Raw genomic sequence first — 11,067 nt, forward strand, 5'->3', positions numbered from 1 at the left:
AAGATGCGTTTAGGACCTACATATCACGTAAAGCCAGATGCAGTAAGGGCTGAGGGCTATTTTTAATTTTTTACTTGTGGGGTGTGCAACGGCTTACAAGCCCATCAAGCAAATGAGGAATATAAAGAATTAGTGTTTAATTATCAGGCCATGAGTATCAGCGCCCGCTCTACATTGGCGCTAGGGTTTTTAGAGACAAAAAAGCCTGCACGAGGCAGGCTTTAACATATACTCACTAGATTAGAGAAATCTTTACATTAGATAGGGCAGTCTTTGTGAGCGTTCTTTTCAGCAGTCTTGTAGCTGCCATTTACGAGAACCTGCACATCAACGGTGTTGTCGCTGCGGTTGATAAGACGAATCTTAGCGCCCTTACGATAATTGCAAGAGAATGGCTGATCAACCAGAATTAGCCCCTGATTGGTATTCACAGTCAGACGAGCGCCATCAGTAGTTCTGTCCATTACCATACTTGCGCCGGCAGCTAATAAAGCACCAATACCTGCACCAATTAAAGTTGATTTGGTATTGCCACCAAGGATCTGACCTGCTGCAGCACCTGCAACGCCACCAACTGCAGCTGTGTTTTTGGTGTTGTAGTGGTTAAGATCAATGGTGATGTACTCAATGTCGGTAATCACGCCTTCAGTAAAATAAGATACTGAACCGGCAGTACTAGTTGGATTGGTACAGCCAGAAACTACGAGGGACGCAGAAAGCGCAAGAGCAATGGCAGAACTAGACACAATGCCTTTTTTCTTCAGTAAATTGCGCATGAATTACCCCTTAATCAAACAAACATCTGCCAGCTAGCAAGGGCAGAGTATATTGCTGCCGCAGTATGTGTATGAGCGTCAGCTTAAAATAAAACGAATAAAACCTGATATAGCCAATAAGGCTCTCTGATATACACTTAGGATAGCACTAAAAACTTAGAGTTAACCTAGATCTGCAAAAAGATAAGGAATGTAGCTTATATTAGCCATTTCATGGCTATATATGGTGGGTATTTTAGGCAATTGTCTACACATAGCTTTACGAGACTAACTTGAAGGTGTATATACCTCTTGTTCTTGCATAAATGAGCATAGGCAAGATGCAATGGCATGCTCTAACAAGCTTATTATTTATCTTGTGATTCGCTACAATGTGTACTCACTCTTATGGATATGCCAGTATTAATGGCAATCTATATGATTGACTTGCTCCACTGACACATACCCAAGCTTAGGATCTGCTCATGTCTCATACATCACTAGTCACAGTTACTAAATTGTCGCCCAAAGGCGAGGGTATTGCGCTTGATGCAGGCCGTGAAATCTATATTGAGAACGTGTTAGTAGGAGAACAGGTAGAAGTTGAAGTAGGGCAGCCATTTGTACCAAACTCCAAACGTTGCCCAGGCAAGGTTATATCCATAGTTAAGCCATCTAAAGATCGTCAGAGCACTGCTTTGTGCCAGTACTTTGGCTCATGTGGTGGCTGTGCCTTGCAGCACATGACTTATACCTCTCAGCTTAAGCTCAAGCGCTCAGATATTAAAGATGCGTTAGAAGAGGTAGTCAAAAGTCTCAAGCGTCCAGAGCTTCTCAATAGCGACATGCTTGATGACTTTATAAGAGAAACCCACTCTTGCAGCGAACAACCTTGTCGTTTCAAATCGATTCGCTACTTTGCCAATAACACTCAAAGCAATCAGCTTGAACAAGGCTTCTTTGCCTCTCGTAGTCATGATCTGATTGCCATTGACAGGTGCCCATTAGAGCCAGAGTGCTTTGCCATTATTGCAAACGAGCTCAACACCACCCTGTCATCATTAAACCTGAAGGCTGTAGATGGCGCTGATAATGGCACTCTCAAAGCTATGCAATTGCGTCAATGTGATGATGGTGTAGCTGTATTACTCATCACTACACAATCTCTTACTTCACAAGAGCAAGAGACGCTTAAAGCTACTGCACAGAGCCTCGAGCTTGCCTCTTTGTATGTGGGCATTAATACACAAGACGGTAACTCCCTGTACTGTGATGAAGTTACTCTCATCCATGGCGCATCAAGACTTAGCAAGAACATTGCGGGCAAAGATTTCTATGTTGGTCCTCAAACCTTTGTGCAAGTTAATTATGACGTGTGTGAGCAGCTCTATGGAGCTGCTGTAGCTCACTGCGCATCAGTTAACGCAAGCGCAAGCGCTTGCGCTAACTCAAATGCAACAGAATCAGGTGCGGGCGCTGCATGCAAACAAGCTAGAGGCAAGGCCATCGATCTTTGCTGTGGTGTAGGCACTATGACCTTGGCACTTGCAGATCACTTTGATGAGGTTACTGGCGTTGAGATAGTGCAGTCATCAATTGATGCTGCTAAAGAAAATGCTCAGCGCAATGGCATTAGCAATGTAAGCTTCACTGCATCAGATATGTCTAAGGCTCTGCCTAAGCTTTTGATCAAAGATATGCTCAGCGATGTTAAAGCTGTGATCGCCGATCCTGCTCGTGCTGGTATCGGTGCTAACAATGCAGCCTTGCTCGCGAAGATCAAAGGCCCTTGCAAGGTCAGCATGATCTTCTGCTCGTTAAAGGCCTTAAAGCGCGATCTTGTCCCATTACTCCTAGGTGGCTTTAAGATTGATTACGTACAGGGCTTTGATATGTTCCCTCACTCAGTTCATATCGAAACCTTAGTCTGCCTAACTAAAGATTAGTACTGAACAATCACTAATCTCTAAATAAATAGCGAACTCTTTGGTTTATCTCCATGTATTCATGATCATCTTGCCTATGAAGCAATATGTCATCTTTTATCTGATACAAGGTTTGGGTGCAATATGCTAAAGGTAATACTGTTAAGAGCTCTTGTATCTTCAGCATATTTCTTTTATCACAGCTTTCACTTGCAAGGGCTTTTTGCTCAATACCCATCATTGTTGAAGATAGCCTATTGATATTTCTTTCTACCATGGGGCTCAGACCTAGCTTACTGAAAGAAATATTAGCCTCGTCATCATAATTATCGTTAGTATTGGACGATTCTAACTCGTTAGACAATGAAGAGAGCTCATACTCTACTTGTTTATCTTGGTCTACCATGAACTCAGTTATCAGCGGCAAAACATAGTTATAGAGGCTTATAGGCTCTACTTGAAGATCTTCTTTGAATGAATGGGTAGCAATAAAGAAAACTTTTGGTTTAGCAAATAGCTCATGAGCGCGATTTATCCAGTTGCTGGTAATTAAGTTGTTAAGCATGACAATCTTCTCATGATTTTTGCCTATGTTCTGAACTGCAGAATGATCGTATTCACCTAAACAATTAAGCTCTCCGTATCTACCACGGTCGATTGCGTGAGCAAAGGCGATTGCAATGTCCTTTGCCTTGTGACCTGTGAGTAAAATAGGTTGCTTGAGTAGATAAGCTGCACATAAGTATATGGCAAGGCCATAACCAAAATCATGGTTTGAGCTTTTAGTTATGCCTGTTTCTATAAGGTTATATTTAACCACCTCAATAACATCATACCAATCGTTTAATGATTCAAATAGAGCATCAGATGGTCCAAAAGTTTCGTATGAGATTGGCTTTAGTAGATGCGCAATTGATGCTGGGATGTTAGAAGAAAAGCACATAGTGGCTATAAATGAGGATGCCTGTGCCTGTGCATCTTCAATACGTTGCGCAACTTCGGCTTGAACATCATCAGCTAACTGCAATTGCGCATGAGTCTGATCTATGATGTTTCTCTTTTCTTTTTCAGCATCAATAATTTCTTCATGGATAATTTCGAGCTCTTTAGTTTTAGAGTCTATATCAGCTTGCAGACGTTTTAATTCATCTTTGGCTTGATTAATATTTGAAGAATGATTGTCTTGAAGCTGTTTTATTATGGTAGTTAAGATCTTGTCTTTGTCTCTTTGTATGATCTCTAGTTCTTTAGTTGAAGAGTCTATATCCGCATGCAGACGTTTTAACTCATCTTTGGCTTGACTATTTGTTGAAGAATGAGACTCTTGAAGTTGTTTAGTAATTACACTCAAGATCTTGTCTTTATCCCTTTGTATGATCTCTAACTCTTTACTTGTAGAGTCTATATCACTATGGAGACGTTGTAATTCATCCTTAGCTTGACTAGTAACTGAAGAATGAGTCTCTTGAAGCTGTTTAGTAATTACGCTCAAGATCTTATCTTGGTCTCGTTGTATGATTTCTAGCTCTTTCTTTTTAGAGATTATTTCGTCATTTAGAGCCTTAAGTTGACCTTCGGCGGTATCAATTAAAGAAGAGCTAGGTTTGCTCTCGTTTAGTAGAGATAAGAGCTGGTCTTTGAGATCGGGATTGTGATCGAGCAGATCTTTGAAATTCTCTTTAGTTATATCGCCTAACTCAATTTTTGAGAGAGCATTATTTGGCTGATCTTCGTCGTTTGCGACATCTTTATGATCTACAGATGTTTCTTGGGATTGTTTAGCCTTATCTTCTCGATTTAAATGGTGTTTAGCAAAATTAATAAGTCTTTGTTTGAGACCTTTATTGAGTTCTATTAGTTGCTCTAACTGTTCATGGCGAAGGTTATTTAGATTTAGCTTTTCATGCATCTTGCCGATAAATGAGTTAAACAGTGATTTGGCTTCAGCTTCTGAACAAAGGCAGTGGTAGGCGATTTTATCGACAGTTTCTTTAGTTTTAATACTCCGAATAAGTGAGTTAAGAATCTTATAATTATCGCTAATCTGAGCTAATGATACTGACTTAGAATAATGAACAGCATCGCTCATAATGTCTTGAACTATCTCATTTTTATCCTTGATAAGTACGAGATCTTCTGGCACACCTGCAAATAGTTTCTTATAGAAGAACATACCATTATGTAATTTAAGTATGTAGCTATCAGAGAAAGTATACTTAGGCAAAGATTCACACTCATCGCATAGACTAATGAAGTTGTCATTGACCGTAAGATCTTTTATTTCACATAGCAAACCACAATACAAATTACTTTCGACATCGCGGCAATAAAACATCATCCTAGTAGCTGTGATCTTTTCGTAGATGCCTTGTTTGAGACCCTGTACAAGCTCATTTAGGCTACTGCAATTGTTTAACATGTATAAAGCAATAGGTCTAAGCTCAGGCTCAAACTGTGAAGCTAATTTTTTAGTTTTGGTTGTTTGCCCAGGGTATTCGACGTGCCATGACCACATTGAGCATAGATTAGCTGCTATGTTTGGAACATTTGTAACTTGTATGTATGAATCAGGGGTAAAAACAGAAGAGAAAGATTTAGGTGCCTCATATACCTGCAATTCATAAGTGGTGAAGTCAAGATCAGCAAGTCGTTTTAAAGACTGAATTGAAGTGTCTTTTTTATGCTCTAAATAAAAAAGTGATACGTTCTTCCAGCTGCGTCTATCTCGATGCTTAAATGACTCGTTGGAGTCATCATACATATTGAGACGTAATCTATAGTCGTTAAGCTTGATGTAATCATACTTCTTAGGTCGTTTTAAAATTACATCGCCGTATTTTATTGACTCAACCTTCTGTACTATCTTTACCTTGATGTCATCTGTGTATTTTTGACCACAAAGCTTAAAGTACACAGACAAAGAATCGGCTAGCTTGGATTGAAACAATACATGTGCAATGTTATCCTCTAGCGACAATCCTTCTTGAGCCTGACTTTTGATATTTGATTTAATTGCTTTGATCTCATTATCAAGCAGTTGATGCAGTGCTAAATCTTCAGAACTCTCATTATGATCACTACTCTGTTCATACAATGAGCGAACAGTGTCTTCGCCGAAGGCATTAAATACACTTAACCTTTCTTCTTGTGTTAGCACTGATATGCTGTTCATAAAATGACTCTTAGGTAATTCTAGTTCGATTGCTGTGAGGCAACTTTGTACTTAGCTTGTTGAAGTTAAACGAAGCTTTAAAGATCGTAACGCTTAATCAGTGTTACGAGTCTTTGATTCTTAGAACTGCTTTAATTGCTTAGCCCGAAGCCCATCTCCAACTCTTGGATAGCATATGGCTTAGCATGCTTGAGAATAGCATCGCTAATAAAGACGGTATTCTCCTTATATGGTTTGACCCACATGGCTGGGTAAACAACCACTTCTTTTGCATATCCTGAGCATGTTCCAGATATTTGATCCTGTTTAAAATCAATATCCAATCCTTTGCTAGATAATATGCTTGTAATTGGGTGCAGTAGTTCTTGTTGCTCCTCAATGCTAAGTGCAACAGCCGGTTCTCCTGTTCTTGCCCACTCAAGAAGCTGTGCTGCAGCATGACGGTCGAGTAGGCCATGAACAAACTGATTACGAAAGTGCTTAAGACATTTAGAGCACGCAGATTTACATGTGCAGTCAGTTAAAAGTTTGTGTGTTTCATGCAAGATTTCATTTATGTTGTTAGCGGCAGCCGCAGAATACCCCGCACCACTTGAAAGACTGTCGTATAGATAGATATCTACAAATGTGCCACCTCTACTGCTTCTTAATCTAAATCCGGCAACTAGCTCTGTAAAATCTACATCCAGACACTTGCTAGCAGCTAGACGTAAAGCTTCAGCCATAGATTGAGAGGCTCTATTAATCCAGGTCTTATTGTCGCTATTAACATCAATGATAGAACTATCGATTGCAAACTCTAAAACCATCATATCGGTGATAAAGTCATAGCCAAGATTGACATTTAATGCGTATTTATGTTGGCATCTGGATTGAGTCATACCTTTAATTTTGTATGGCCTTGGTATGTTATTTAAAACCTTTTTGTCATTACCTGGCATGGCTGCACCGCACTGCTCGCATACCATGAAACCTTTCTTGCGTTCGCCACGGTTAATCATGATGATGCGCTGATTGGTGCGTGATGCCATTTTAAGGTAGGTATAGTTATCAACAACCTGCATTTCATCACCTTGAGGTAAGGTTGAGTACAGAGGCTGCTGAGCCGAGCTATACGTTTCATTAAGCTGAGCATCTGCAATTGGTCTAGCACCAACTGGAGCAAAGCCCCATGGTCGAAGCATTTTGTGCTCATCTTCTCTAATACCATGGCTTCCGCAGAAAGGACACACATGATCCTTATCTTTTGCAAGACCAAACCACCCACAGTTATCACACTTCATTAGTGTTTTTAGGTAGTTAGGATCTTCCATGTAGGATTTTGCAGGCTCAAACTTATTCTTTGTTGATCGTGTTATTGGAGCGTAGATTCCTCCAATTTGGTACGTTTGTTTATCTACAACAATTGCTCTGCCGGGAGCATATTCGCTTATTGCTACATCTAAACCACGATCGATTTCATACTTGATCTTTCCTTCAGAGTTAGTGATATATGTGCTAACAACATTCTTTGGGAAAGAGTAAGTAGGAATAATGCTCTCCTCATATAAAGCATCTAGCAGTGATTTTGGCAATGACTCATATGAAAAAGGTTGAGTATCAAATAGATCAGGATGTTCGTCGCACTTTGTTTTTAAGGACATAAGTGCGCTAATCAGCTGTTTTTGTAGCTCCTCAAAATCAAATATGGATCCTTTAGGCAGTAGCTTAATGACTCTTTGAGATTCATAGCCTTGAATGAATGATTTGAACTCTTCTAAATGAGTATTTAGAAAGTCGATAGCAGAGATCTTATCTAAGCCCTTTTCAGCTATAGGCTCAAACTCTTGAAGCAAGATCATGCTTACGTGGCGCTGCAGTAGTTTGCGGTTTTTAATATCAACCCACGGTCTGCAAGGATCGCCACGGAACATCGGTACTGGATCTTTAAAGTACATCGCATCATGTGCTCCACCCTCACAATAGGTGACGATTGTAGATAGGCTCGAGCCACGACGACCTGCACGACCTGCACGCTGCTGATAGTTTTCTCTCTTTGGCGGGATATTACGCAGACCTACGGCAATCAAAGAGCCAATATCAATACCCACCTCCATAGTAGTTGTAGAGCTTAAGATGTCTACAGGTGTTTCATTATCAGTGATAATGTCCTGGAAGCGCAGTTCATACTGCTCTGTCTTTGACCACAAGTTATCACGCTGGTCTTTATGAGAAAGCTGTGCGGTATGCTCCTCTGTATCAATGATACGTGGGGCCTCCCCATTGATTGCGTCATCAATTGGCTTTCTCCAAAATGCTAAAGCGCCATATTCTTCATCAGTCATTTCGTGTACTTCACTAGCACCACAGCTTGGGCATTTCTTTTTAAGAAGATATGGCGTTAGTTCAGAACAAGTTTCACATTTGAACCACACATGCTCGTAATTAAAATTAGGAGAGACGGAGTCAAGGGTAATGTAGTAGTTGCCATCTTCGCCTTGTTCTAAGAAGTTCAGCTGTAGTGCTTCTTTCCACCAGTCCATTTCTGGATCATTTTTTCCCCAGCCCATGATATTAGGAATAGGATTTGGGAAGCCCCAGTTATTGGCGAGGCCATAACAAAGCTTATTTAAAGGTCTTTTGACATTAGTTCTTATATCTTGACTGATGGTGTTACCAATAGCTAAATTCTCATCACAGACTTTCATGAACCAGGCATTAAAGAACTCAATAAACTCATCTTTTTTAAGATTTATACCGTATTCTTTTAGTTTGCGGAGCGCTTTTTGAGTTTGTCTAGGAGTTGGCTCAACCCAACAAATTGCAGAGTCATAAAGAGTATTTGAACCTCCAGCAATGAGTCGCAGAAGGTATTCTTTAATTTGATTTGGAGCGGCATTTGAGACGCGGCAATTTGTTTCATATCCCAAGTCTTCATCAAATAATTTAAACTCCTCCATGCATTTGTTACAGTGCTCGATAAAGAGCTGCCGATTATCATCATGAAATAATTTAATATTCTTACGTGCAGCCGTGATGCATAAAAAGTCGTAGATGGAGTCTAAGGTTAATTTCTTATCAGTTTCCATCATTAACTTGATTGCACAAGCAAATAACTGTCGTGCAACCATTATTTCAGAGAGCTGTGACATGTCTTTTGCAAGCTTAGCAGCTCGCTGTCTGCTATCAGAAAAGAGCAGAACCTTACGACCCTCATTAGGATACTTATCGGGCATGCCGGCTTTGCCAGCTACAGCTGGTTGTTGCTGGAATTGAGTCTTAATGAGGTTGAAGAAAGACTGATTTCCTTTAGTACTGAATGATGAAAGCTGTCTGTAAGAAAGTAAGTGACGACAATGAGGGCACTTTGAGAAAGTGTATGTTTCTGGCCTACCATCAGTGCTGTAAAGGCAGTAATAGAGTTTTATGTATCTTGATGGATTAGCATCGCTCTTTGAGATGTCGAGTGTTAAGAATCCAGAAGTAATATCAAGATAGCAACGCTTGATTGGATGGGTCTTTTTCCCTTTAGATCTTTCTTCCTTATAGTCCTTTGATGGAATATACAGATGAAGTTCTTTCATACTGTTATCCATAATATGGCCGTGGTTTCTCCAAAGATATGTGTCTTCTTGGAAATCAGCTTGCTGCGTTAGGATATAGCCTTTAAAAAACAAGGCTCCACAACGACGGTCGTTATACAGCTCGTAAACTTGGCTACCGCAGTAAGGACATGTTTGATGCTCATCAGTGAAGAAGATCTCGCCAAGTTGTACACCATCTCCGCTATGAGAGTGTGGACAGTTTGGGTTAGTGCATGCATAAGCGCCAGTGATGCCTTTGAAAAGCATGTGCATGCGAGCTGGAAAAAGAACTGATCCCTTGGCATCTTTAGCAAGAGGTGCAATTGCCAAAAGTACACTCACGCAATGCTTTGCGTCTGAATCATTTAGCGTAGGGAATATATGTGTAGCAAGTTCATCTATAGAAACTGCATTACCTCTACAGGCTTTAATCAGCTTTTTAAATGGAGTGAACGAGGCTAAGTTTTGATGCATCCATATATAGATATCATCTAAATTATTAAGCGTAGAGTCGTAACCTTGAATTTGCGACCAGAAGTTTGTAAGAGCTTTAAACTTGCATTCATCAGTGTCTTCAAAGGCACCAGGATCGGCATTCAGTATGATTTCATTAGGAATGTCGTGCTCAATTTTGTCGTCGATTTGCTCTCTTGTGCCAGTAAGATAATGAAACTCTTTACCTGAGTCATTTGCAGTAAGAGAGTTGGCAAAAGTCATGACAGCCTGGCGATCTTGTTCATCTTTGTTAGGCATACTCGCAGTAGTCAAGATGAACTGCACGCGATCGCGGCTGATCTCCAACTTATTGAGTAGACGACGAATTAAGAATGCTACTTCGCCACCAGATGAACCGCTATACATATGGGCTTCATCTATAACAAATAGCAGTCGGTTATTACTATCAGACTCTAGCCATGCACGAGTGTTCCCCCAGATCTTACGTTCGTTTCTACGTAAGAGCATATACTCAAGCATAGAGTAGTTTGTGATCAGGATGTCTGGGCAGAAGTCCTGCATCTCAAATCTAGTAATAAGTTCAGCATCATCATCGTTAGGGGTATGATTGCTATTGTTTAGCTTAGTTAGGAAAACATCATAGTCAGACTTAGCTGGTATTTTTCCTTCTTTGTGTAAGCGCTCATGGAAGTCTAACCCATTTTTTGAGTTTGGCTTGAATACGCTATTAAGTGTAGCTACTAGTCTCTTATCTTGCTTGTTATCCGGCATTTCACCAGGATATGGAGTACGGCTTGTGTACATGCCAAATTGAGGGCGGCGTACATATTGACCACATGTATCTCTGAATATAGAGATAAAACGATTGTTTGGATCGCCAATCATGCGACGTAGACGGCTAATTTGATCAGATACTAAGGCGTTCATTGGATACATAATGATGCAACGTACACCTCTATTAGCCCAAGTATCTTGTGAGTTTCGCGCCTCTGTTGCTAGCTTTGCTAATAGTGGCCACATAAAACACTCGGTTTTACCAGAGCCTGTGCCAGTGGATACAAAAAGATCATTGCCAGATACGGCACTTTGTAAAGCATCAATCTGATGAGCAAATGGGGATGTAAAGACTCCAAGATTTTCATCAGAGAGCTTTAAGAAGTATTCTTTCAGCCAAGAATCAAGGCTAGATGCACTAA

4 protein-coding genes are annotated in these 11,067 nt (G+C 40.4%); 1 reads left to right on the forward strand and 3 read right to left on the reverse strand.

Going from position 1 to position 11,067, the window contains the following annotated elements; all coding sequences use genetic code 11:
- Positions 1 to 257: 257 nt before the first annotated feature.
- The gene (locus H524_RS15530) at positions 258 to 776 is read right to left on the reverse strand and encodes a hypothetical protein (RefSeq protein ID WP_044122124.1); all 519 of its coding nucleotides are present in this window, start codon (positions 774 to 776) and stop codon (positions 258 to 260) included.
- 464 nt (positions 777 to 1,240) lie between these two features.
- Here H524_RS15530 and H524_RS0110940 point away from each other — a divergent pair, with 464 nt between their 5' ends.
- The gene (locus tag H524_RS0110940; protein ID WP_027940246.1) at positions 1,241 to 2,701 is read left to right on the forward strand and encodes a class I SAM-dependent RNA methyltransferase; all 1,461 of its coding nucleotides are present in this window, start codon (positions 1,241 to 1,243) and stop codon (positions 2,699 to 2,701) included.
- A gap of 13 nt (positions 2,702 to 2,714) precedes the next feature.
- Here the strand turns inward: H524_RS0110940 and H524_RS0110945 are convergent, their stop codons facing one another.
- Together H524_RS0110945 and H524_RS0110950 are read right to left on the reverse strand one after the other, a co-directional pair.
- Complete coding sequence (locus H524_RS0110945) at positions 2,715 to 5,852, reverse strand: coiled-coil domain-containing protein (protein WP_027940247.1); 3,138 nt, start codon at positions 5,850 to 5,852, stop codon at positions 2,715 to 2,717.
- A 131-nt stretch (positions 5,853 to 5,983) separates the two neighbouring features.
- Positions 5,984 to 11,067, reverse strand: a 5,084-nt coding sequence (locus tag H524_RS0110950) for a DEAD/DEAH box helicase family protein (protein ID WP_027940248.1), incomplete at its 5' end; no start/stop codon positions are given.

The sequence above is a fragment of the Anaerobiospirillum succiniciproducens DSM 6400 genome, assembly GCF_000482845.1.
Lineage (GTDB): Bacteria > Pseudomonadota > Gammaproteobacteria > Enterobacterales > Succinivibrionaceae > Anaerobiospirillum > Anaerobiospirillum succiniciproducens.